Source organism: Streptomyces sp. NRRL F-5650, assembly GCF_000721365.1.
Lineage (GTDB): Bacteria > Actinomycetota > Actinomycetes > Streptomycetales > Streptomycetaceae > Streptomyces > Streptomyces ardesiacus.
This window is the reverse complement of record NZ_JOGV01000039.1, coordinates 35,585-57,585: the sequence shown is the minus strand read 5'-3', so window position 1 is coordinate 57,585 and position 22,001 is coordinate 35,585. Positions and strand designations below refer to the sequence as shown.

Sequence of the window (22,001 nt, the reverse complement as noted above, 5' to 3'; positions counted from 1 at the left end):
AGGCCACTGAGCGGACGCCGACGGAGGCGATGTTCTTCGCGGACGAGGCCTCCCGGGGGCTCGGGATCGAACTGGTGGAGCACGGCGAGGGGACCGCCGTCCTCCGCATGACCGTGACCCCGGCGATGGTGAACGGACACCGGATCGCCCACGGCGGCTACCTGTTCCTGCTCGCCGACACCGCGTTCGCCTGCGCCTGCAACAGCCACGGACCCGTGACGGTCGCGGCCGGCGCCGACATCGTCTTCGTCGCCCCGGCGCGCGAGGGCGACGTGCTCGTGGCCCGCGCCGAGGAACGCGCCCGCTACGGACGCAGCGGGATCTACGACGTGAGCGTGCGCCGCGGCGAGGAGCTGGTCGCGGAGTTCCGCGGACGCAGCCGCAGCGTGCGGGACGACGGACGGGGCACCGCCGACGGCGACGGCAGCGGGGCGCGCAAGGACACGGCGCGCGAGACGCCCGGCACGACGACGAAGGAGTCGCGATGAGCAGCGAGCCGACGACCGGGGCGGCCCCGGCACCCCGACGGGGCGAACCCCTCCCCCACGACCTGCTCGACACCGCCGAGCGCCTGTCCCGCGAGCAGCTCCGTGAGCTCCAGCTCGACCGGCTGCGCGCGACCCTGCGGCACGCCTACGACCACGTGGAGCTGTACCGCAAGAAGTTCGACGCCGCCGGGGTGACCCCCGACGACTGCCGCAGTCTGGCGGACCTGTCCCGTTTCCCCTTCACCACCAAGGCCGATCTGCGGGACACCTACCCCTTCGGCATGTTCGCCGTCCCGATGTCCGAGGTGCGGCGGGTGCACGCCTCCAGCGGCACCACCGGCCGTGCCACGGTCGTCGGGTACACGGACAACGACCTGTCCATGTGGGCGGACGTCATAGCCCGTTCCATCCGCGCCGCGGGCGGCCGCCCGGGCCACAAGGTGCACATCTCCTACGGCTACGGCCTGTTCACCGGCGGTCTGGGCGCGCACTACGGCGCCGAACGCGCAGGCTGCACGGTGATCCCCGCCTCCGGCGGCATGACGGCCCGTCAGGTGCAGATCATCCAGGACTTCCGCCCCGAGATCATCATGGTCACCCCGTCCTACATGCTCACCCTGCTCGACGAGTTCGAGCGCCAGGGCGTCGACCCGCGCACCAGTTCCCTGAAGGTCGGCATCTTCGGCGCCGAGCCGTGGACCGAGGAGATGCGGCGCGAGATCGAGGAGCGCATGGACATCCACGCCGTCGACATCTACGGCCTGTCCGAGGTGATCGGCCCGGGCGTGGCCCAGGAGTGCGTCGAGACCAAGGACGGGCTGCATGTCTGGGAGGACCACTTCTACCCCGAGGTGGTGGACCCGCTCACGGACGCCGTACTGCCGGAGGGCGAGGAGGGCGAGGTCGTCTTCACCTCCCTCACCAAGGAGGCGCTCCCGGTGATCCGGTACCGCACGCGGGACCTGTCCCGGCTGCTGCCCGGCACCGCGCGCCCCGCCTTCCGCCGGATGCAGAAGGTCACCGGCCGCTGCGACGACATGATCATCCTGCGGGGGGTGAACGTCTTCCCCACCCAGGTCGAGGAGGTCGTGCTGCGCACCCCGGGCGTCGCCCCGCACTTCCAGATCCGGCTCACCGAGCGCGGCCGCATGGACCACATGACGGTGCGGGTCGAGGCCCGCCCCGACGCCGGTCCCGAGCAGCGCGAGGCCGCCGCGAGGACGATCGCGCAGGGCGTCAAGGACGGAGTGGGCGTCACCGTCGAGGTGGAGGTCGTCGAGCCCGAGACCCTGGAGCGCTCGCTGGGCAAGATCCGCCGGGTGTGGGACCTGCGGGACGCGTGAAACGTGAGCACGGACACGTGTGTTCAAGGGCCGTACCGGTGTGCGGGAAGAAACGGATGGGCAGTAAAGGCATGATCGGGGGAGGTTGAGTACATCCTGAGGGGACATTCCGTGCGTGTGTGTGTGATCGGTGCAGGTCTGTCGGGGCTGGCGATGGGCCACGCCCTGAAGAGTCGCGGCATCTCCTTCGTCTGCCTGGAGAAGGCACGCGACGTCGGCGGGATCTGGCGACAGCCCGGCGCCGGCGAGCGGGGACCCGGCTACCAGACCCTGCACCTGAACACCGCCAAGCAGCTCACCGGTTACGCGGACTTTCCGATGCCGTCCCACTACCCGCTCTACCCCCGGCACAGCCAGGTCGCCGCCTACCTGCGGTCGTTCGCCGAGTGGGCGGGGCTGCTCGACCACGTCGAGCTGCGCACCGAGGTGGTCTCCGTCCGTCAGGACGAAGACGGCGGGTGGACGGTCGTCAGCCGGGACGCGGACGGCGAGCAGTCCTCCCGCCGGTTCGAGCAGGTGGTCGTCGCCTCCGGCCACCACACCGACCCGGCCCTGCCCGATCCCCTTCCGGCCGGCGCCGACTCCTTTGCCGGAACGATTCTTCATTCCCTCGACTACCGCGACGGCAGCGACTTCACCGGCCGGCGTGTCGTCGTGGTGGGCCTCGGAGCCTCCGCGGTGGACATCGCCGCGGACCTCTCCCGGCACGCGGAGCGGACCCTGCTGTCGGTGCGCCGGGGGCTGCACATCGTGCCCAAGCAGATCTTCGGGAGGTCCCTCGACGAGATCGCCGAAGCCCCGTGGTGGAACGAGATGCCCTTCGCCGAGCGGCGCGAGTGGGTGGAACAGGCCCTGCTGGTGGCCCGGGGCAGACTGTCGGACTACGGCCTGCCCGAACCCGACCACCCGATCCTCTCCTCCGCGACGACGGTCTCGGACGAGATCCTCAGCCGGATCCGGCACGGTGCCGTGACCCCGAAGCCCGCGATCGCCTCGTTCGAGAACGACCGGGTCGTGTTCACGGACGGCAGCTCCGAGACCGCCGACACGGTCGTCTACTGCACCGGCTTCCACATGACCTTCCCCTTCCTGCCCCCGGGCTGCCCGGTCGCGGCCGACGGCTCGGTCGAGCTCTACCGGCGGATCGTCCCGGCCGACCGGCCCGGGCTGTACTTCGTGGGGCTCGTGCGGCCCGCGGGCGCCCTCACCCGGCTGGTGGAGGCCCAGGCCCAGTGGGTGGCACGCCTCGTCGAGGGCACCGCCGCGCTGCCCGGGACCGAGGAGATGCGCGAGGAGATCGGCACGTACCTGGCCGGCATCGTCGAGCGCTACGGCCGGACTCTCGGCTCCTCGATCCAGGTCGACGTGGGTCCCTACCTGGCGGAGTTCCGGGAGCCGCTGCCCGTGTGACCGTCCCGCCGGCCGCTGTCGGCGGCGGTGACCGTGCCCGGGGCTCCCGGCGGATCGCGCCGGGAGCCCCGCCTCGGGCGCGGGCGCCCCGCTCAGCGAACGGACACCGGCCGGCGGACGGTCTCCACGACCGGCGGCCGGACCGAGTAGGCCTCCGAGGAGAGGTACGCCGTCACCCGCGGCGGCCGGTCCCCTTGGTGGGCGAGGGCCAGGTAGGCGATCAGGCCCACCCCGTCCTCGAGCCGCCGCTCGGTGAGGGCGGCCAGGGCACGGTCGAGCACGGAGGCGTCCAGACCGTGGTCGCGCAGCACTCCGTACGCCCGCTCCAGAGCCTCCCCGTCGTGGCGGACGTAGTCACGCACCGGGACGTACAGGGTGAACCCGCTCGGCCGTGCCGCGCCGAGGTCGGTGAAGGAGTGGCAGGACTGAACGGGCCGGGCGTCGAGCCCGCCCCCGTCGGGACCGAGGCCCCCGGCCGTGCGGAAGAAGTCCTCGACCGCCGCCGGCGCGGGACCCGGTTCCATCCGGGACAGCCGGCCCGCCCGGTCCGCCGTGAGGTTGTCGTGGCGCAGGTACACCTTCACCCGTGGGGCCGCCCAGTCCCCGAGGTCCAGGGCGAGGAACGGGTATCCACTGCCCGCGGGGAGGCTGTCGAAGGCCCGGTGGTGCCCGAGCCGGCGCAGGGCCTCGCGCAGCGTCGCGGCGGAACGTTCCTCCCCGTTCGCCGCCGGATTCAGGTAGACCTTGACTCCCGGTACACCGCCGGGCCTGAGTTCCAGGGCGCACCACAGGGCGAGGGGGCCGTGCGGAGCGGGTGGCAGGAACAGATCCAGGATTCCGTCGAGGGCGTCGGTGGTGAAGGACCAGCGCCGCGCCATCCTCCGGACCGCCTCCAGTCCGGCACGGCCGTTGTCCGCCAGACCGGCTGCGCCACAGCCCGGCTCCACCAGGACCCGCATGGCGGGCGACGCCTCGGGCCGGAAGGAGAGGGAGAACTCCACCGGGGTGTGGTCGTCGGACAGGAAGCTGCGGGTGGGCGGCGCCAGGCTCAGCGGCCGCTGGGCCACCGGCCCCAGGGCGTCGGCCAGGACCTGTGCGTAGGTCTCGACGTCGGCGCGGGACAGGCCGGCGACCGGGCCGAGTCTTCGCAACTGGCCGCCGGTGAAGGTGCCGAGCGTGGGTGTGCCCTGCGGGTCCCCGCCCGTCGGCGCGGCCGTCAACGGTCCGCCCCCGGCCGGAGCCGCGCAAAGCGATACCCGCCTCGGGAGGCGGGTACCAGGGGATTCGGCGGCGGGAAAGCGGCGTTCGTGGATATGTGGTCCACGACACCTCCTTTGGCTCATAAGCAACTTGAATACCGCGTTGCTCACTACCCGTGCCGTTTGATCTTCATGCGGAAGGGGCGGATCGGGAGGGTGTTGCGCACGTCACCGTGTGAGCCAGTTGAGGAACTGGCTCCACATGCCCTTGTGTTCGGCCGGACGGGCCGGACCCGCCGGCTTCTCCTGCCCGGGCACCGCGGCGGCCCGCGCCGCCTCGCCGCGCCGTGCGGCGCGTACCGGGGTGAACCGGGCCGGAAGAGTGGCCAGGGCCCGGTTGAAGGGGCCCGGACGCCACGTCAGGCTGTCCTCGGGGACGGCGAGTCCGACGTCGGGCAGTTCGTTGAGCAGGTGCTCGATGGCCGTGACGGTGATGTGCCGGGCCGGTTCCTTGGACGGGCAGGCGTGCGGGCCCGCGCTCCAGGCCAGGTGCGCGCGGTTGCTGCCCGCCTGGCGGGACGCCGTGAGGGCGGGACCGGTGTTGGCGGCGGCGAAACTGACGAGCACGAGGTCGCCCGCCTGCATCTGCTGTCCGGCCAGTTCCGTGTCGACGGCCGGGTAGTGCGGGGCGAAGTTGGCCATGGGCGAGTTCTCCCACAGCGTGTCCTCGAGCGCCTCGTCGATCAGGCCGCCCTCACGGGCGTAGCGCTCGTGGGTCAGCAGCCGGTGCAGGGTGTTGCCGAGGAGGTTGCGCAGGGGTTCGGCTCCCGCGCTGAGCAGCAGGGCGATCTGGTGGAGCATCTCCTCGTCGTCGAGCCGGGCCTCGTGCTGCATGAGCCAGGAGGTGACGTCGTCGCCGGGCTTGCGCCGCTTCAGCGCGACGAGTTCCCCCACGGCCTGGAAGAGCACCGCGGCGGCCTTCTCGGCGTTGACGCCGTCGAACATGCCGGAGATGCCGAACATCACCCGGTCACCGATGTCGGCGGGGCAGCCGAAGAGTTCGTTGAACACGAACAGCGGTAGCTGCTTGGCGTAGTCGCCCAGCAGGTCGGCCGAACCGCGGGCGGCGAACTGGGAGATGAGGTAGGCCGAGGTCTGCTCGGTGCTGCGGCTCAGCCGGCGGGTGTCCACCCGCGCCATGCTGTCCGTGACCGCCTGGCGCAGCCTGAGGTGGTCGGCGCCGTCGGCGAACATGCAGTTGTGCCGGTGGGCGAGCAGCGGCACGACGGGGCTGTCCGGGCTGATCTTGCCCTCGTTGAAGGCCCGCCAGCGGCGCGCGTCCTTGCGGAAGGTGCCGGAGTCCTGGAGCAGTTGGAGCGCCGCGGCGTAGTCCGTGACCAGGGTCGCCTCGACCCCCGGGGCCAGTTCGACGGGGGCCGCGGCGCCGTAGTGGCGCAGGTACTCGTAGTACGCCTGCGGGTGGGCGGCGAACTCCGGTCCGTGCAGGGGAACACGGGCGCCGGAGCCGTGGGCCGGGCAGCCGGGCGGCGGCACCGGCGCGGTGTCGTGGGCGTTCATGGGTGCTCCAGCTCCTGGCGGGTGCGGTCCAGCAAGTAGCGGACGAGGGTGGTCAGTGCGGCGGCCGAGGACTTCTCGTCGCGGGCGTCGCAGGTGACGACGGGGGTGTCGTCGAGCAGGTCGAGTGCCTCGCGCAGCGCCCGCTCGTCGCGCAGCGGCGTGCCGTCGAAGTGGTTGACGGCGATGGCGTAGTCGAGCCCGTAGTGCTCGATGAGGTCGATCACGGGGAAGGAGTCCGCCAGCCGCTCCGGGTCGACCAGCACCAGGGCGCCGAGCGCCCCGCGGGCCATGTCCTCCCACATCTGCACGAAGCGCTGCTGGCCCGGGGTGCCGAAGAGGTAGAGCACGACGCGGTCGCTGATGGTCAGGCGGCCGAAGTCCATGGCGACCGTGGTGGTGGTCTTGCCCCGGACGCCCTTCAGGTCGTCGACCTGCTCGGCGGCCTGCGTCATCGTCTCCTCGGTGGACAGCGGCTCGATCTCGGAGATCGAGCCGATGAGGGTGGTCTTGCCCACCGCGAAGTGCCCGACGACGAGGATCTTGACCGCCGTCTGGGTCGCTCCCTCGCGTACGTAGTCCCGCTCATCCAAACTTGGCGCGGAGCCCATTGAGCACCTCCTCCAGGATCTCTCGGTCCGCGAGGCGGGCGCGGGCCACCGGCGGGCGGGTCATGAGGTGACCGCCCTCCATCAGGGAGGCCAGCAGGATCCGCACGACGCCCAGCGGGAAGTGGGTGTGTCCGGCGATCTCGGCGACCGAGAGGTAGCCGGCGGAGCAGAGGTCGAGCAGGCTCTGCTCCTCGGGGGACAGCCGGGCCGGCCGCTGCTGCTGGTCGGCGGAGGCCGTGACCAGGGTGATGAGGGAGAGGTCGTCCTCGTCGGGCAGACCGCGCCCCTTGGTGATGACGTACGGACGTACTAATTCGGGCGCCTCGGGCTGCCAGCCGTCCTGGCCCGTCACGAGCGGGTGCCCAGGTTCTCGCGCGGCGGTGTCGTCAGCCGCTTGCCGAGCTGGGCGACGAGCTGCTGCATGCGGAAGGTGATGTCCGCCATGTCGACCTCCGGGGAGGCGGAGACGCCGAGGTAGGCACCCTCGCCGGCGGAGATCAGGAAGACCCAGCCGCCGTCGAACTCGACCAGGGTCTGCCGCCAGGTCTGGCTGGGGTCCTCACAGAAGAAGGCGAGGGTGCGGCTGAGAGACTGCACACCGCTCATCGCCGCGGCGACCCGGTCGGCGTCGTCCTTGTCGAAGTCCTGCGTCCGGGCCATCAGCAGGCCGTCGGCGGATATCAGGACCGCGTGCAGGGCGCCCGGAATCTCCAGCGCGCTGTCGAGCATCCATGACAGATCGTCGTTCACGAGACCTCATGTCCTTCGCTGCTTGCACCAGGTGTTTCGCTCGTCCGGCCGGCGGGGTCCGGGGTGTCCGGCCCGGTGACCCGGCCGGACTGCGTTCCGCGCTGGAAGGCACCCATGACCTGTGCCTGCTCGGAGTCGGAGCGGCCCGTCGCGCGCGGGGTGGACGCGCTGCCGGGGACGATGGCCATCGGCCGCTTGCGGCGGCGCCGCGGCAGACCGTCGCCGGTCTGGGAGGAGGTGAGCGCCGGCTCCGGTCCTCCGTCGGGAACCGGGCGGGCCGTGCCGTGGGCGGCGGACGCGGGAGCGGGGGCGGGCGCGGGGGCCTTCTTCTCGGGCATGGCGGTGAGCAGTTCGTGCGGGAGCAGGACCACCGCCCGTACACCTCCGTAGGGGGAGGAGGAGTCCACCGACACCTCGAAGCCGAATCGTTCGCACAGCAGGCCGATGACGGCGAAGCCGAACTGCGGCGGGTTGCCGAGCCCCGCCACGCCCGAGGCGCGCTCGGTGGCGAGCAGCTTGTCGGCGCGGGCCCGCTCCTCGTCGCTCATGCCGACACCCGCGTCGTCCACGACCACGCAGATGCCCTTGGGCACCGTCCGGATGTTGATCTCGACGACGGTGTCCGGGCTGGAGTAGCTGGTGGCGTTGTCGAGCAGCTCGGCCAGGGCCAGGGCGACGGGCTCGACGGCCCGGCTGGTGATGCCGAAGTCGACCTGGGAGAGGATGTCCACGCGGCGGAAGTGCCGGATGCGTCCCTGGGCGCTGCGCACCACGTCGTACACCGAGGCGGTGTCGCGCCGTCCGCCGAGCCAGCCGTCGCAGAGCACGGCGATGGACTGGGCGCGCCGGCCGAACTGCGAGTTGGTGTGGTCGATCTCCAGCAGGTCCTGGAGGAGGGCCGAGTCGCCGTACTTGGTCTGCAGCCGGGAGAGCACCAGTTGCTGTTCGGCGGCGAGGCCCTGAAGGGTCCGCATGGCGGATTTCAGCACCGTCTTCGTCTCGTCCTCGGCCCGCTCCTGGGCGGCCTGCACGGACTTGCCGTAATCGCTCTCCAGCTCGGTGTAGTGATCCCTGAGCCCCTGGACCTGCTGCCGCAATGCCCGTGCCGCCTTGCGCTGGCGACTGATGAGCACGGCGGCGGCGACGAGGGCGACGAGGGCGACCCAGAGCAAGGGGTTCCCTGTGTATTCCGTCATAAGACTCTCTTCAGGCGACTGACAGCCGGCTTGCTGAATTCCGTCCGTGCGGGCGGTCCGGTGGACTGCCCGCACCGGGGAAGCTGCCCGGGCTGCCCCATGTGTCGGGGATGCCGTCTGTCACCCATCCGCCCGCTCCGCAAACGCGGTGATCGTATCACCGCATGATCAGGTGAACTGACGTCAAGAAGCGCCCACACATGAACGGTTGAGACCGGCGAAGTCGGCCTTCGACGCGGTGGGTACAGTCGGCCCCGTGACAGATGCACAAGACACGTTCCGGCCTGCCACGGGGCCGGGGCCGGGCGGTCCGGGATGACACCGGAGGCGATGGCCGCGGTGTTCGCGGCCGGCGTCGGGGCCGGCGCCATCAACAGCGTCGTCGGCTCCGGCACCCTGATCACCTTTCCCGTGCTGCTGGCCACGGGACTGCCGCCGGTCACGGCCACCGTCTCCAACGCGCTCGGCCTGATCCCGGGCTCCATCAGCGGGGCCATCGGCTACCGCGAGGAGCTGCGCGGCCAGCGCCGGCGCGTGCTGAAGCTGGGCTCGGGAGCACTGGCGGGCGGCCTCGCGGGAGCCACGCTCCTGCTGATGCTGCCGGCCGGTGCCTTCGAGACGATCGTGCCGGTCCTGGTGGGCCTCGCCCTGCTGCTGGTGGCGTTCCAGCCGCAGATCGGCCGGCTGGTCCAGCGCCGCCGGGCCCGCACCGGCGCCTCGCCCCGCCGGGACGGCGGTCCGCTGCTGTTCGGCGGCCTGACGCTGGCCAGCGTCTACGGCGGCTACTTCACCGCGGCCCAGGGGATCATCTACCTGTCCCTGATGGGCATGCTCCTGGACGAGCCGCTGCAACGTCTCAACGGCGTCAAGAACGTCCTGGCCGCCGTCGTCAACACCGTCGCCGCGCTCTTCTTCCTCTTCGCCGCGGACTTCGAGTGGACCGCCGTCGGGCTCCTCGCGGTCGGCTCGGGCCTCGGCGGCTACGTCGGTGCCAAGGTGGGCCGCCGCTTCAGCCCGACGGTCCTGCGCATCCTGGTCGTGACGGTCGGCACGGTCGCCCTCGTACAACTGCTGCTGCGCTAGGGGGCGTCCGGCATAACGCCGCGTTATGCGAAGCCGGGACTGTTGGCCGGCCACCGGGCCCGGCATGCTGTGGGCGCCCCCACACACCAGCACGCGCCCCGGCGCGTGCCGTCGGAATCGAGGAGCCTTGCGAACAACGAGACTCGTCCCCGCCCTGCTGGCCGCCGTCGTGGCCGCGCTGCTGTCCGCCCTCGCCCTCGCCCCGACCGCCTCGGCGGTGGAGCCCCGGCCCGGTGACGGCGGCCCCCAGCCGATCATCGGCGGCGGCTACGCGCAGAACGCCCCCTGGGCGGCGCGGCTGTTCTCCAACGGCCAGCAGACCTGCACCTCGACCATCATCTCCCCCACCTGGATCCTCACCGCCAAGCACTGCGTCAGCGGCGGCGGCCTCGCCTTCCGCATCGGCAGTCTCGACCAGGGCTCCGGCGGCACGGTGGCCAACGGCGTGCAGACCGTCACCAGCCCGTCGGCGGACCTCGCGCTGGTCCGGCTCGACCGCTCCGTCTCCGCCACCTACGCCCCGCTCGGCCGGCCGGGCACGGTGCAGGTCGGCCAGACCGTGCAGGTCTACGGCTGGGGCGCGACCTCCCGGTGCGGCTCGGAGATCAACTGCCAGTCCCAGTACCTCAAGGTCGCCAACGTGAGCGTCACCCAGGGCTGCTACGACGCCTACAACGGCCAGGCGATATGCGCCCGCCCCGTCGACGGCATCACCGCGGGCGGCGACTCCGGCGGACCGATGATGGCCGGCGGCGTCCAGGTGGGCGTCGCCTCGACCAGCGACCGGCAGAGCACCACGGCGTACACCAACGTCACCGCCTACCGCTCCTGGATCCAGTCGGTGGCGGGCGTCTGACGCCTCCCGCTCCCGGGTCCCGTGCCCGCCTCCGTCACCGCGGAGCCGGGCACGGGGCCCCGCGGCCGTCCCGAGCCGCCCACGGCCGGGGCCACCCGCCCGCCCGCCGGCCGTCCAGGAAACGGACGGCCCGGCGGGCGGGTGGTGGCTACATCTAGTGTGCACGGTGACCGACCACGGGTGTCCCGCGCGCGAAGGAGCCACGGCATGACCGGCCAGACAGCCATCTCCCGGGAGAACGAGCAAGCGGCGGCCGTGCTGCGGCTCCAGGACGTGAGCGTGCGCCGCTTCACCACGGACCAGTTGATCCTCGACGCCGTCGACTGGACGGTCCGGCCGGGCGAGCACTGGGCACTGCTGGGGGCCAACGGCGCCGGAAAGACCACCCTGCTGCGACTGCTCGGCGCGCTCATGCACCCCACCACGGGCACGGTCGAGGTCCTCGGCAGCCGGCTGGGCCGGGTGGACGTCCGTGAGCTGCGGGCACGCATCGGCCACGTCAACTCGGCCCAGCGGGTGCCGCAGGACCTCACCGCCCACGCGGTCGTGCTCACCGGCCACAGCGGCACCGTGCAGCCCCTGTGGCGGACGTACGGCGAGGAGGTGCGGCTGCGCGCCCGGGACCTCCTGACCGAGCTGGGCGTCAAGGAGCTGGCCGACCGGCCGTACGGTGTCTGCTCGGGCGGGCAGCGGGCGCGGGTCCTGATCGCGCGGGCGCTGATGGCCGATCCGGCCCTGCTCCTGCTGGACGAGCCGTTCAACGCCCTGGACCTCCCCTCCCGCGAGGACCTCGTCGAGGCGATGCACCAACTGGCCGAAGGGAGGCCGCAGTTGGCCACCGTGACGGTCACCCATCATCTGGAGGAACTGTTCCCGGCGGTCAGCCACGCCCTGCTGCTGCGCGAGGGCCGGATCCTGTCCCGGGGCACGGTGGACGACGTCCTCACCGACCCCCTGTTGACTTCCTGTTTCGGCCGGGACATCACGGTGACCCGACGGGACGGCCGCTGGTCTGCCTATTCGGGGCGGCGCGTTTCCGGAACATGACGGCCCGCGAAGGTGTCGTTGCGGTCCCGGTGGGGCCCGCCGGCACACCTTGACCGCGTTTCACCCCCCTGGCTAGCGTCCACGGCATGCGGAACCACCGGCAGTTCACGAAGCGGCGCGCGATCGATCTGATGCGCGTCGCGACCGCGGTGTGTAGCTGAACTCCACACCGGCCCCCGCCGAACTCCACGGCTCGACTGCCCCTTTTTCCTTCTCCCGCATCCCGTGAAGGCCGTCATGACCTCTCGCACACGCATGCCCGGACACCGGCGCCTTTCCCTCCCGGCCGTCCTCGCCCTTCCGTTCCTCCTGGCGTCCTGCGTGACCCCGGCGCAGTCCTCGCCGGACGGCAGGGACCTCTCGGACCGGCCGATCCCGGCCTCGGCCGACCGTGACACCACGCTCACGGTCGGGGCACCCGACCTCAAGGTCGCCCTCGAACTGTCGGGCCGGATCGACCAGCTCCCCTTCAAGGTGAAGTGGGCCAACATCAGCGGCGGACCCCAGTGCTCGGAGGCGTTCCGCGCCGGCGCCCTCGACGTCTGCTCGGCCGCGGACATCCCGGCGATCAACGCGCACTGGACGGGTCTGGACACCAAGCTCGTGGCGGTGAAGTTCCGGGCGGACCCTCTGGAGAACCCCGTCTACGAACTGGGCACGGCCCCGGGTTCCGGCATCAAGTCACTCGCGGACCTGCGGGGGAAGAAGATCGCCTACAGCCCCGGGCAGGCCCAGGGCGCCCTCGTGCTGCGCATCCTGCAGAAAGCCGGCCTCACCCAGCAGGACGTCGAACTCGTCGAACTCGCCAGCACCGGAGACGTCTATCCCACGGCCCTGGGCAACCGACAGGTGGACGCCGCACCCATCGCGGACGTCAACATCAAGCGGTATCTGGCGCATTACGGAAAGGAGGGCGGCGCGACGATCAAGCACGGCCTCCGGGACGACCCGGCGCATCTGTGGGCGCTGACGGACTCCGTGGCCGACGCCGGGAAATCGGCTGCCGTCCGTGAACTCGTGAAGTTCTGGGCGCGGGCCCAGACCTGGATCTACCGGCACCCGGAGGAATGGGTGGCGGGCTATTACGTGAAGGACCAGGGCCTCAGCCGCGAGGACGGCGCATACCTCGTGCGGCGTGCCGGCCGCCCGGACCTGCCCGCGGACTGGACCGAGGCCGTCCACCGGCAGCAGCGGACCATCGACCTGCTGGCGAAGGAACAGGACCGCGAACCCTTCGACGCGGGCCTGCTCTTCGACCGCCGCTACGAGACGGTGGCCGCGCGGGCCGTCGCCGGAGAGGAGAACCGGTCATGAGCACCACGGCCATGGGGAAACAGGCACCCCAGGCGCCGCCCGCACCGGCCGCGCTCCGCCCCGGACGCACCCGCCGCAAACGCCTGGGCCCCGGCAGGCCCGTCCCGTACGGCTGGGCGATCGGCCCGGTGCTGCTGCTCGTGCTGTGGGCGGCCGGCTCGGGACTCGGGTTCTTCGACGTCCGCGCGCTGCCCGCGCCGTGGACCGTCGCCGCCACCGCGGGTGATCTCGCCGACAGCGGCAAGCTCCAGTCCCACCTCGGCACCTCAGCCCAACGCGCCCTGCTGGGGCTCCTGTTCGGCGTGGCGGCCGGGCTGGTGCTCGCGCTCGTCTCCGGGCTCAGCCGGATCGGCGAGGCGCTGATCGACGGCCCCGTGCAGATCAAGCGGTCCATTCCCTCGCTGGCCCTGATCCCGTTGCTGATCCTGTGGTTCGGCATCGGCGAGACGATGAAGGTCGTCACGATCGCCCTCGGCGTGCTCGTGCCGGTGTACATCCACACGCACAACGGTCTGCGCACCATCGACAGCCGCTACGCGGAACTCGCCGAGACGGTACGCCTGGGCCGGTCCGCCTTCGTCCGGCACGTCGTGCTCCCCGGCGCCCTGCCCGGCTTCCTGCTGGGCATGCGGTTCGCGGTGACCTCGGCCTGGCTGGCCCTGGTGGTGGTGGAACAGGTCAACGCCACCAGCGGCATCGGCTACATGATGGAGCTGGCCCGGACGTACGGGCAGACCGACGTCATCATCGTCGGCCTGGTCGTGTACGGCCTGCTCGGCCTGGCCTCCGACGCACTCGTACGGCTCGTGGAGAGGAGGGCCCTGTCGTGGCGACGCACGCTGGCGGGCTGAGGACGGCCGGGGACCGCGCGGCGGTCCGCATCGAGAACCTGGTGCGTTCCTTCGGCGACCGCAGGGTGCTGGACGGGCTCGACCTGTCGATCGCACCCGGTGAGTTCGTGGCACTGCTCGGCCGCAGCGGTTCCGGAAAGAGCACGCTGCTGCGCGCCCTTGCGGGGCTCGACCACGAGGTGGCGGGCAGCGGCGGGCTGACCGCACCCGAGCACGTGTCCGTCGTCTTCCAGGACGCGCGGCTGCTGCCCTGGAAGCGGCTGCTGGACAACGTCGTCCTCGGCCTGTCCGGGCCCCTCGCCGCGGACCGGGGCCGGGACGCGCTCGCCGAAGTCGGGCTGGCCGGGCGCGAGCGTGCCTGGCCCGTCGAGCTTTCGGGCGGTGAGCAGCAGCGCGTCTCGCTCGCCCGCTCCCTCGTCCGCGAGCCGCAACTGCTTCTCGCCGACGAGCCGTTCGGCGCGCTGGACGCGCTGACCCGGACCCGGATGCACGCGCTGCTGCGCCGTCTGTGCGAGCGGCACCGGCCCGCCGTGCTGCTGGTCACCCACGACGTCGACGAGGCCGTCGCGCTGGCGGACCGGGTCGTGGTGCTGGACCGGGGCCGCATCGCGGCCGACCTCCCCGTGGAGCTGCCGGCCCCGCGCCCGCACGCCGGCGCCGCGTACACGGCCCTGCGCGCCCGGCTGCTGGCCCAGCTCGGCGTGGACACCGCCGCAGGTGTGGACGAGACCGACGCGACCGACGAAGGGAAGGCGGCATGAGCGTCCGGAAGCTGCACCTCAACCTGTTCGTCTACCCGGGCGGACACCACGAGGCCGCCTGGCGCCACCACGGCACCGACCCCGGCCGATTCCTGGACATCGGCTTCTACCAGGATCTCGCCCGCCGCGCCGAGGCGGCCGCCTTCGACGCCGTGTTCTTCGCCGACGGCCCCTCCCTCGCGGACAACGTGCGCTACGCGAGCCGCTTCCGGCTCGAACCCCTGACGTGGCTGTCGGCGATCGCCGCCGCCACCGAACGCATCGGCCTGATCGCCACCGCGTCGACCACCTACACCGAGCCGTACAACCTGGCCCGGCTCTTCTCCTCGCTCGACCATCTCAGCAGGGGCCGGGCGGGCTGGAACATCGTCACCACCGGCGCCCCGCAGGCCGCCGGCAACTTCGGCCTGGACGAGCACCCCGTGCACGCCGAACGGTACGACCGCGCACGGGAGTTCGTGGAGGTCGTCACCAAGCTGTGGGACAGCTGGGAGGACGAGGCACTGGTCGTCGACCAGAAGACCGGCGTCTTCGCGGACACCGGGCGCATCCACGAGATCAACCACGCGGGCCGCCACCTGAAGGTGCGCGGACCGCTGAACCTGCCGCGCTCGCCGCAGGGCCGCCCGGTCTACGTCCAGGCCGGTTCGTCGCAGGACGGCCGTTCCTTCGCCGCCGCGTACGCCGAAGCCGTGTTCACGGCCCACCAGACGCTGCGCAGCGGCCAGGAGTTCTACGCCGACCTCAAGGCCCGGGCCGCGGCGCTGGGCCGCGATCCCGGCCGGTTGCTCGTCCTGCCCGGCATGAGCCCGTTCATCGGCTCGACCGAGGCGGAGGCACGGGCGCTGCACAAGGAGTTCGACGACCTCACCCAGCCCGAGTACTCGCTCCACCTGCTCCAGCGCCTGCTGGGACTGGAGCTGAGCACCGCCGAGCTGGACGGCCCGGTCCCCCGGCAGCTCGTCGAGACGCGGGGCGAGCGCGGCAACGGCAGCCGCTTCCGGCTGGTCCTTGACATCGTCGACCGCGAACAGCCCACCGTGCGCCAACTGCTGCACCGGCTCGCGGGCGCACGTGGTCACCGGGTGGTGGCGGGCACTCCCGAGCAGGTCGCCGACCAGCTCCAGGAGTGGTTCGAGCACGGGGCGGCCGACGGCTTCAACATCATGCCGCCCTGGCTGACCGGTGGCTTCGACCTCTTCGCCGACCACGTGGTACCGATCCTGCGGCAACGGGGCCTGTTCCGCGGCACGTACGAGGGCAGCACACTGCGCGAGCACTACGGTCTGCCGCGGCCGGCCACGGAACCCGTCCGCTGAGGGCGCCTGGGGCTGCGGTCAGGCGCAGCCCCAGGCGCCCATCCCCTGCATCCGCGCGAGGCGTTCGGCCACGGCGATCTGCTCGGCGCGGCTGGCGAGGTCCGCGCGCGGCGCGTACTCGAGGCCCCCGGCCGCGGCCCAGCTCGACGGCGCGAACTGCAGCCCGCCGTAGTAGCCGTTGCCGGTGTTCGCCTGCCAGTTGCCGCTGGACTCGCAGGCGGCGATGGCGTCCCAGTCGGTACGCAGCGGCGCCGACGGCGCGGCCACCGCCTGGCCGGTCGCGCCGAGGGCGGTGGCGGCGACCAGGGTCGCCGCGGCGGTGCGGAGCCTGCAGCCACGCGAACCGCGCACGCCGCTCCGACGATCATTTCGTCTACGGATCATAAGATCACTGCTACACCAGACGACCGGGGTCCGCCGCTCAACAGCGCCCCGCCTTGGCCCGGTCGGACCACGAACTCACCCTGCCCGCGCTCCGCCGCACGAGAGGGACCGGGCGGCGGACGCCCCTCGTTCGTGTGAAGAACCGCGAGGGTGTCGTCCAGTCGGGTGACGGCCGGGCGGGTGCGCGCCCGCGCCCGCTTACGGTTTCGCGATGACCTCGATCTCCACTGCCCCGCGCCCCCTGCGTACCGCCGACCTCGGAACGCTCGTCATCATGTCCTGGAGCCGTGACACGCCCGACGGCGCCGTCCCCTTCCTCCTCGCCTGCTCCCTCGGCGACGGGGCGGGCGGCCCCGAGGCGACCCCGGCCGCCGTCGAGGGACTGCTCAGCCGCTCCGGTCTCGCCGTGGGCGGCGACGGCGTCGTCGACGGCACCGTCCTGCCCGCCCTGCCGATCAGCCTGCTGGTCGTGCCGGGTGCCGCGGCGCTCACCATGCCGGGCGTCAGCGCCCAGTTCGCCCCCACCCCGCAGTGGCGGGCGGCGGCCGGCGAACGAGGGTACGCCTGCCTCATCTTCGCCACCCGCCCCTGGCCCGGGGGCGAGACCGGCGACGCCGCGACAGTCGCCGCCTTCGCCAACCACGAGGACACGCTCTCCACCGCCGCTCAGGTCGTCCTGCCGGTACGCAGCCTGCGGACCTGACGGGCGGGCGCCCGCTCCGCCCACCCCGCGGCGTCGGGTCGTCTCACGTCCACAACTCGCCGCTGTCGCACACCCGGGCGCCCATGTTCCGCTCCATCATGCGCAGCGCCGCGTCCGCCAGATCGGCGTGGATGTGGGCGACCGCGTCGCGCGGCACGATGACCTGCAGATGGCGGATGTGCGCGTCGAGGGCCGAGTAGAGCACGCACTGCTCGGTCACCTGCCCGCACAGCACCAGCCGGTCGATGCCCTGCTGGTGGAGCAGATAGGTCAGCGGGGTCTCGAAGAAGATCGAGTGGCGTGCCTTGACCACGAAGAGCGAGGACTCGTCCGGCTTCAGCGGCTCGACGAGCCGGGAGTGCGGTCCCGAGAGGGCCTTGTCGAGGATTTCGCCGTGGTGCGAGCGCCACTCCCCGAAATTGTCGTTGACGTAGATCACGGGGACGCCTTGCCGTCGCGCCCGCTCCAACAGGCCGGTCACCCGCGGCAGTACGGATTCCACGGCGGGGATCAGGAACTCGGCGTCCTCGTGGTCGTAGGTGTTGATCATGTCGATGACGATCAGCGCGGTCTTGCCCATGCCGCCCAGGTTGCCACCGCGGGGCGCGGAATCCCCGCTCCACCCGCCGACCGCGGGCGGGCGAGCCGCCCGGCTCACCACGACGCGCCGCCGGAGGGCCGCGCCTCGTCCGGTCCGGGCGGGAGCGGTTCCCAGGGCACCGGTCCACCGCCCTCGCGCCAGTCGCGCAGCCACTGGGCGTCCACGCAGACTATGCCGCACTGCTCGGCGTAGTCCGCCGCCGGTGCGGTGAACCCGGTGCTGGCGACGAGGACCGCCACGTCGGCCTCGTGCACGGTGAAGCAGGTGCCGCCGAAGCGCTGGAGGTCCTGGGAGCCCACCTTGTGGTCCTCGCTGTAGCGCTTGCACTGGATGACGACCCGCCGGCCGTCGGGCGCCACCGCCAGCACGTCGGCGCCGAGGTCGCCCGCCCCGCCCACGACCTCGACGTCGACGCAGCCGTCCCGCCGGCACAGGTCGGCTATCGCCTCCTCGAACTCGTCGGGGGTGAGTTCCTCGTCCCCGGCGGGGACGACGGCCACGGTGGTCTGCTCCCCGCGCGCGTACGGTGCCGGTGCCGGTGCCGGCTCGCGGTCCTGCTCCAGCGCGTCCAGTGTCGTCGCCGTGGCCGCCGCCAGGGCGTCCGTGGTCCGCAGGGCCGCCCGTGCCGCGACGGGCCGGCCGCGTGTGCGACGGCGCAGGAGCACGGCCGTGACCGCCCCGAGCACCAGGACGAACACCCAGACCGGTCGCCGCTGCGCCGCGTCGAGCGCCATGCGCGCGGCCCATCCCAGCAGGACCAGGGCGAGGGCGGCGAGACCGAAGGTCACGGTGGTCGCCCGCAGGTCGAAGCGGCGCCCCGCGCGTCTGCCGCGGGCACGGTGTTCGGGCACGGTCACGGTGGTCGTTCCTCCCCGGGTGGCCGACATGAAGATCACGTACGCCTTGTGCCCAAGAAGCACGGGTTCAGCGCCCGTTCGTGACACGCCGTCGGATGGCTCATCCCGGCGGTCGGGGAATATGTCAGGCATACCTTCTCGAATATGAAGAAATGCCATGTCGTGTACCTCGTGTGCACCGCAGCGATGATCGGGACGGGGCTCGGTGCGGCCCCGGCGTCCTCCGTCCCCCGGACCCACCTGGTCCACCCCGGGCAGTCGATCCAGAAGGCGGTGGACGCCGCCCGCTCCGGCGACACCGTCCTCGTCACGCCCGGCGTCTACCGCGAGAGCGTCAAGGTGAGCACCCCCGGGCTCACCCTGCGGGGTGTGGGCCGCAGCACGGTCATCCAGCCCGGCACCGAGAAGGCGGCCGACAACACGTGCGCCGAGGGCGGCAACGGCATCTGCGTGATCGGCACGAAGGACAAGAACGTCAAGGGCGTCACCGTCGCCGACCTGACGGTGACCGGGTTCACCCGTACCGGCGTGTTCTCGATGGCCACCGACGGGCTGACGGTCCAGAACGTCAACGCGGTGAAGAACGGCGTGTGGGGCATCGCGCAGGAGCGGTCCGTCCACGGCGTCGTCCGCGGCAACACCGCCCGCGACAACGGCGACGCGGGCATCTTCCTCGCCAACAACATCAAGGCCGAGGAAGGCGCCGCCGACACCGAGGGCACGCTCGTCGCGCACAACCGGCTGGAGGGCAACCGCGTCGGCGTCACCGTCCGGCGCCTGCGCAACCTCGCCGTCGCGGACAACGACATCACGGGCAACTGCGCGGGCGTGTTCGTCGTCGGCGACGAGAACACCCCCAAGGCCGGTGACCTCGTCGTGCGCGACAACCGCGTCGTGCGCAACAACAAGTCCTGCCCGAAGACCGACCGCCTCGAGGCGCTCCAGGGCTCCGGCATCGTCCTGACCGGCGTCGAGAAGGTCCTGGTCGCCGACAACACGGTGGAGGGCAACTCGGGCAAGTCCTCGATGTCGGGCGGCATCGTCCTGGCCGCGAGCATGGTGGGCACCGCCAACGCGAAGAACGAGGTCAACGGCAACCGGCTGCGCGACAACTCGCCCGCCGACCTGGTCAACGCCGGGACCGGCGACACCGGCAAGAGCAACACCTTCACCGGCAACACCTGCGGCGCGTCCAAGCCCGCGGGCCTGTGCTGAGCCGGCCGTAACCACCCGTGGACCGAAGACGGCCCATGGACCGAAGAAGGAAGGAAAGCGGCACATGACGACCGCACAGACTGCCCCGCCCCCGCCCATGCGGCTGAGGGAGCTCGTGTTCGGGGCGGCATGTGCCGCCGCCCTCCGCGCGGCCGCACGGCTCGGCGTCGCCGACGCCCTCGACGACACCCCGATGGCCGTGGAGGACCTCGCGGCCGCGGTGAAGACCGAGCCCAAGCCGCTGCGCCGGCTCCTGCGTGCCCTGACCTGCTACGGCGTCTTCACCGAGCACCGCGACGGGACGTTCGCGCACACCGACATGTCCCGGCTGCTGCGCGAGGACGACCCCCACAGCCTGCGCAACATCACCCTGTGGTGCACCGAACCGTGGACCTGGGACGCCTGGCCCCTGCTCGACGAGGCGGTGCGCACCGGCTCCAACGTCGTCGAGGGCCTGTACGGCAAGGAATTCTTCACCTACCTCAACGAGGACGCGCCCCAGTCGGCCGAGGTCTTCAACCGGGCCATGACCACGTCCAGCCGGCAGTCGGCCCAGGACGTCGCCGCGCTCCTCGACCTGTCGGCGAGCAGCTCGGTGGCCGACATCGGCGGCGGCCAGGGGCACGTGGTGGCGAGCCTGCTGGAGAAGTACCCGGCCATGCAGGGCACCCTGCTCGACCTGCCGCGGGTGGTGGAGAACGCCGACCCCCGCCTGCGCGAGGGCGGTTCGCTCGCGGACCGGGTCCGCATCGTGCCGGGCGACTGCCGCGAGGCCATCCCCGTGCGGGCCGACGTGTACGTCATCAAGAACATCCTGGAGTGGGACGACGACAGCACCGCCCGCGCCCTGGGCAACGTCATCGCGGCCGGCGGTCCGGGGGCCCGGGTCGTCGTCATCGAGAACCTCGTCGACGACACCCCGTCGATGCGGTTCAGCACGGCCATGGACCTGCTGCTGCTCCTCAACGTCGGCGGTGCCAAGCACACCACCGACAGCATGGTCGGCCGGCTGACCGACGCGGGCCTCGTGATCGACGACATCCGCCCGGTCAACCCGTACCTGCACGCCTTCGACTGCACGGTGCCGAAGTGAGCTGACCCGCGCACCCGCACAGGCGTCGGCCGCCGCACCGCGACTCAGCGGTGCGGCGGCCGACGCCTGTGCGTGCGGGCCGGTCAGGCCTCCGGCGCGCGCCGATCGGTGACCAGCTCCATCCGGGCGCCCTCGAGTGCGCGGACGAGTCCGCCGCCCGTCGGGGAACCGGCGTCGGTGAAGCCGTCCAGGAGGGTCGTCAGCTCGGACACCCGGCCGGCGTCCGGCAGGCCCAGGGTCACGGCGGGGTCGCCGTCGTGGAGGTCGCCGCGTACGTCGACCAGCCGGACGACGACGTCGTCGCGCTGGAAGATGGTGCTGCACAGGACGGGGCTCCGAGCATCGTCCGCCGCGGCCTCGTCGTGCTCGGCGAGCACCTGGGCCAGCCGCATCCCGCAGCCCGGCCGGGCCGGGTAGGACAGCGCGTGCCGCTGCGCCGCCGTGCCCACCTCCCCCGCGGTCACGTGGTGGACGGCGGGCAGCGCCGCCCGCGTGTAGAACACCCGGGCGGACTCCGGGTCGGCGAGGTCGCGGTCCTGCTCCAGGTACGGGTTGATGGCCTCCTCGACGGCCCGCACCTCGGGCTGCTCGGCCACGTGCCGCAGGGCCGCGAGCAGGTCGCCGCGCACCTCGATGGCCCGCACCACCCGGTTGCCGTGCAGGAACAGGGACGTACGGCACAGGCGCGTCGTGTCGTCCACGCGCGGCTCGGGAGAGGCGTAGTCGGCGAGGATCTTGCCGACCTGCTCCTCGCTCCCCGGCTTCACCGTGAACGTGAGCGCGTGCCGGATGACGCCGTCGCCGACGCGGGGCGCGGACTGCAGTCCGCCCCGGGCGGCCTCGTCGCCGGCCGCCGCACGGCCGGTCTCGCGGACCACGTGGAAGCGCAGCGACCTGGTGTCCCGGACGCAACTGTGCAGCGGCTTGACCATCCGCACGTGCTCCTCGCTGCTCACCCAGTTCAGGAACGGCGGCGCGCTCTCCCACTCGCTGGTGATGAGCCACTGCGAGGGGTTCTCGATGGACTGGCAGAGCTGCTCGCCGATGTGCCCGGGAACGGACTCGACGTGGCTGCGCAGGTTCTCGTACGTCTCGAGGAACTGCTGCTGGGCTCCGTCGTAGACCTCCACCAGGAGGACGACCCGCAGGCGGGAGCCGTCGAAGACGGACTGGGAGACCTGGTGCGACACCTGTCGCGTCAGCGGTTCCGCAGCGGCGGGGGGCGTGGTGGTCATCTGGCGCACATCTCCTTCGCGGGGCGGTGCTGAACGTCGGCCGCGGTGATGCGACGCCGGCTTGCCTCGATCCTGTGGCCGGCCCCCGCGCCGCGCGACCCGGATGCGTT

24 protein-coding genes are annotated in these 22,001 nt (G+C 72.1%); 14 read left to right on the top strand and 10 right to left on the bottom strand.

Translation table 11 applies throughout. The features are described from left to right. Positions 1 to 29 precede the first annotated feature (29 nt). The 3 genes from paaI to IG88_RS0128605 all read left to right on the top strand — a co-directional run bounded on the left by paaI (position 30) and on the right by IG88_RS0128605 (position 3,241). Positions 30 to 488, top strand: coding sequence for a hydroxyphenylacetyl-CoA thioesterase PaaI (paaI, locus tag IG88_RS0128615; protein WP_324609015.1), 459 nt, complete (start codon positions 30 to 32; stop codon positions 486 to 488). Next, a complete protein-coding gene (paaK, locus tag IG88_RS0128610) occupies positions 485 to 1,831 on the top strand; it encodes a phenylacetate--CoA ligase PaaK (RefSeq protein ID WP_031047302.1) in 1,347 nt (448 codons plus the stop codon). The genes paaI and paaK overlap by 4 nt, the downstream gene beginning before the upstream one ends. Positions 1,832 to 1,942: 111 nt before the next feature. Then, positions 1,943 to 3,241 (top strand): flavin-containing monooxygenase, encoded by a 1,299-nt coding sequence (locus IG88_RS0128605; protein WP_031047300.1) that lies wholly within the window; start codon positions 1,943 to 1,945, stop codon positions 3,239 to 3,241. A gap of 92 nt (positions 3,242 to 3,333) precedes the next feature. Here the strand turns inward: IG88_RS0128605 and IG88_RS0128600 are convergent, their stop codons facing one another. From IG88_RS0128600 to IG88_RS0128575, 6 genes are all read right to left on the bottom strand, one after another. Next, entirely contained in the window at positions 3,334 to 4,461 is a 1,128-nt protein-coding gene (locus IG88_RS0128600) for a tryptophan dimethylallyltransferase family protein (protein WP_031047298.1), read from the bottom strand. A 207-nt stretch (positions 4,462 to 4,668) separates the two neighbouring features. After that, entirely contained in the window at positions 4,669 to 6,018 is a 1,350-nt protein-coding gene (locus IG88_RS0128595) for a cytochrome P450 (RefSeq protein ID WP_031047297.1), read from the bottom strand. Beyond that, positions 6,015 to 6,626, bottom strand: a complete 612-nt coding sequence (locus IG88_RS0128590) for a GTP-binding protein (RefSeq protein WP_031047295.1) — start codon at positions 6,624 to 6,626, stop codon at positions 6,015 to 6,017. The genes IG88_RS0128595 and IG88_RS0128590 overlap by 4 nt, the downstream gene beginning before the upstream one ends. After that, a complete protein-coding gene (locus IG88_RS0128585; protein WP_031047291.1) occupies positions 6,601 to 6,978 on the bottom strand; it encodes a DUF742 domain-containing protein in 378 nt (125 codons plus the stop codon). The genes IG88_RS0128590 and IG88_RS0128585 overlap by 26 nt, the downstream gene beginning before the upstream one ends. Further along, positions 6,975 to 7,376: a roadblock/LC7 domain-containing protein gene (locus tag IG88_RS0128580; protein WP_031047288.1), complete on the bottom strand. Its 402-nt coding sequence runs from the start codon at positions 7,374 to 7,376 to the stop codon at positions 6,975 to 6,977. The genes IG88_RS0128585 and IG88_RS0128580 overlap by 4 nt, the downstream gene beginning before the upstream one ends. Beyond that, positions 7,373 to 8,572, bottom strand: coding sequence for a sensor histidine kinase (locus IG88_RS0128575; RefSeq protein ID WP_031047284.1), 1,200 nt, complete (start codon positions 8,570 to 8,572; stop codon positions 7,373 to 7,375). Before IG88_RS0128575 ends, IG88_RS0128580 begins: the two co-directional genes overlap by 4 nt. A 315-nt stretch (positions 8,573 to 8,887) precedes the next feature. Between IG88_RS0128575 and IG88_RS0128570 the strand changes: the two genes are divergently transcribed. From IG88_RS0128570 to IG88_RS0128540, 8 genes are all read left to right on the top strand, one after another. After that, positions 8,888 to 9,655 carry a sulfite exporter TauE/SafE family protein gene (locus IG88_RS0128570; protein WP_031047281.1) on the top strand — a complete coding sequence of 256 codons (768 nt, stop codon included), beginning with the start codon at positions 8,888 to 8,890 and terminating at the stop codon, positions 9,653 to 9,655. 127 nt (positions 9,656 to 9,782) lie between these two features. After that, positions 9,783 to 10,511, top strand: a complete 729-nt coding sequence (locus IG88_RS0128565; protein ID WP_031047278.1) for a S1 family peptidase — start codon at positions 9,783 to 9,785, stop codon at positions 10,509 to 10,511. A gap of 207 nt (positions 10,512 to 10,718) precedes the next feature. Further along, positions 10,719 to 11,558 carry an ABC transporter ATP-binding protein gene (locus IG88_RS0128560; protein WP_031047275.1) on the top strand — a complete coding sequence of 280 codons (840 nt, stop codon included), beginning with the start codon at positions 10,719 to 10,721 and terminating at the stop codon, positions 11,556 to 11,558. 86 nt (positions 11,559 to 11,644) lie between these two features. Then, positions 11,645 to 11,719 (top strand): putative leader peptide, encoded by a 75-nt coding sequence (locus IG88_RS45345; RefSeq protein WP_420712106.1) that lies wholly within the window; start codon positions 11,645 to 11,647, stop codon positions 11,717 to 11,719. Between the two features lie 76 nt (positions 11,720 to 11,795). Beyond that, complete coding sequence (locus IG88_RS0128555) at positions 11,796 to 12,872, top strand: ABC transporter substrate-binding protein (protein WP_031047271.1); 1,077 nt, start codon at positions 11,796 to 11,798, stop codon at positions 12,870 to 12,872. After that, the gene (locus IG88_RS0128550; RefSeq protein ID WP_031047268.1) at positions 12,869 to 13,723 is read left to right on the top strand and encodes an ABC transporter permease; all 855 of its coding nucleotides are present in this window, start codon (positions 12,869 to 12,871) and stop codon (positions 13,721 to 13,723) included. The genes IG88_RS0128555 and IG88_RS0128550 overlap by 4 nt, the downstream gene beginning before the upstream one ends. After that, on the top strand, positions 13,699 to 14,484 hold the full coding sequence (locus tag IG88_RS0128545) for an ABC transporter ATP-binding protein (protein ID WP_031047266.1): 786 nt from the start codon (positions 13,699 to 13,701) through the stop codon (positions 14,482 to 14,484). The genes IG88_RS0128550 and IG88_RS0128545 overlap by 25 nt, the downstream gene beginning before the upstream one ends. Then, complete coding sequence (locus IG88_RS0128540; RefSeq protein WP_031047262.1) at positions 14,481 to 15,803, top strand: LLM class flavin-dependent oxidoreductase; 1,323 nt, start codon at positions 14,481 to 14,483, stop codon at positions 15,801 to 15,803. Before IG88_RS0128545 ends, IG88_RS0128540 begins: the two co-directional genes overlap by 4 nt. Positions 15,804 to 15,821: 18 nt before the next feature. On the opposite strand, the gene IG88_RS0128535 is transcribed toward IG88_RS0128540, so the two are convergent. Then, a complete protein-coding gene (locus IG88_RS0128535) occupies positions 15,822 to 16,187 on the bottom strand; it encodes a transglycosylase family protein (RefSeq protein ID WP_031047260.1) in 366 nt (121 codons plus the stop codon). Positions 16,188 to 16,398: 211 nt separating this feature from the next. Between IG88_RS0128535 and IG88_RS0128530 the strand changes: the two genes are divergently transcribed. Beyond that, positions 16,399 to 16,890: a DUF5949 family protein gene (locus IG88_RS0128530; RefSeq protein WP_031047257.1), complete on the top strand. Its 492-nt coding sequence runs from the start codon at positions 16,399 to 16,401 to the stop codon at positions 16,888 to 16,890. A gap of 43 nt (positions 16,891 to 16,933) precedes the next feature. On the opposite strand, the gene IG88_RS0128525 is transcribed toward IG88_RS0128530, so the two are convergent. Beyond that, positions 16,934 to 17,470, bottom strand: a complete 537-nt coding sequence (locus IG88_RS0128525; RefSeq protein WP_030403262.1) for a cysteine hydrolase family protein — start codon at positions 17,468 to 17,470, stop codon at positions 16,934 to 16,936. Positions 17,471 to 17,544: 74 nt separating this feature from the next. Continuing rightward, a complete protein-coding gene (locus IG88_RS0128520) occupies positions 17,545 to 18,348 on the bottom strand; it encodes a restriction endonuclease (protein ID WP_037836901.1) in 804 nt (267 codons plus the stop codon). A 144-nt stretch (positions 18,349 to 18,492) separates the two neighbouring features. Here IG88_RS0128520 and IG88_RS0128515 point away from each other — a divergent pair, with 144 nt between their 5' ends. Further along, positions 18,493 to 19,563 carry a right-handed parallel beta-helix repeat-containing protein gene (locus IG88_RS0128515; RefSeq protein WP_031047253.1) on the top strand — a complete coding sequence of 357 codons (1,071 nt, stop codon included), beginning with the start codon at positions 18,493 to 18,495 and terminating at the stop codon, positions 19,561 to 19,563. 64 nt (positions 19,564 to 19,627) lie between these two features. Continuing rightward, positions 19,628 to 20,656 (top strand): methyltransferase, encoded by a 1,029-nt coding sequence (locus tag IG88_RS0128510; protein WP_031047250.1) that lies wholly within the window; start codon positions 19,628 to 19,630, stop codon positions 20,654 to 20,656. Positions 20,657 to 20,739: 83 nt separating this feature from the next. Here the strand turns inward: IG88_RS0128510 and IG88_RS0128505 are convergent, their stop codons facing one another. Continuing rightward, positions 20,740 to 21,891 carry a SchA/CurD-like domain-containing protein gene (locus tag IG88_RS0128505; RefSeq protein ID WP_031047247.1) on the bottom strand — a complete coding sequence of 384 codons (1,152 nt, stop codon included), beginning with the start codon at positions 21,889 to 21,891 and terminating at the stop codon, positions 20,740 to 20,742. Between the last annotated feature and the right edge of the window lie 110 nt (positions 21,892 to 22,001).